At 65.8% G+C, this 634-nt stretch carries 1 protein-coding gene; it reads left to right on the top strand.

Annotated features, from left to right (window positions below):
• Positions 1 to 528, top strand: a 528-nt coding sequence (locus DEQ92_RS21300) for a hypothetical protein (RefSeq protein WP_233516934.1), incomplete at its 5' end; no start/stop codon positions are given.
• Positions 529 to 634 lie beyond the last annotated feature (106 nt).

Here is a 634-nt window from a genome sequence, read left to right as displayed (position 1 = left end):
GCTCTCTTTCGGCGGAACGAACTGTTTTTGCGGCGTCCGCCCCTCGACTCGACCGTGCCGACGGATTTCGACGAGTGGCTCGAAGAACCGGACGAGCCCAACCCCGAAGACCGGTGGGGAGACCCCGAGAACGACCTCGTCTCCGTCCCATCGGTCGAGACGTCGGGGGACGAAGATGCCGCCGGCATCGACGTCGACGGCGACCTCGCGAAGTTCTTCTGGGCCACGGTCATCTACGCCAACGTCGCGCTCGCAGGCGTCAGCCTCGGCTTGTTGCTCATCGCGTTCCGCAGTCAGTGGACCTGGGGCGGCGGGGCCGTCGTCGTCGGCCTCTTCGCACTCTACCGGACGTACGACCTCTATCGGACGTACCAAGAGCACGTCGCAGACAGCGACGAGGGCGCGGCCGACGCAGATGCTGACGGGGCGGCAAATACAGATGCTGACGGGGAGACAGATGCAGAATCTGGCGGGACGGCAAACGCGGACGCCGATACCGCGGGCGCCGGTCCGGACGAACACCAGTGATCGTGTCCGCCAGCGCAACTGATAAGCGCCGCTCGGGCCAGGTCACGACTATGCAGACCGTCCGCGACGACGCCGGTGATCGGTATCTCTTGATCAAGCGCTCGGC

Origin of the sequence: Haloferax sp. Atlit-6N (assembly GCF_003383195.1) — an archaeon.
Classification (GTDB): domain Archaea; phylum Halobacteriota; class Halobacteria; order Halobacteriales; family Haloferacaceae; genus Haloferax; species Haloferax gibbonsii.
This window is presented reverse-complemented; position numbering and strand designations above follow the sequence as displayed.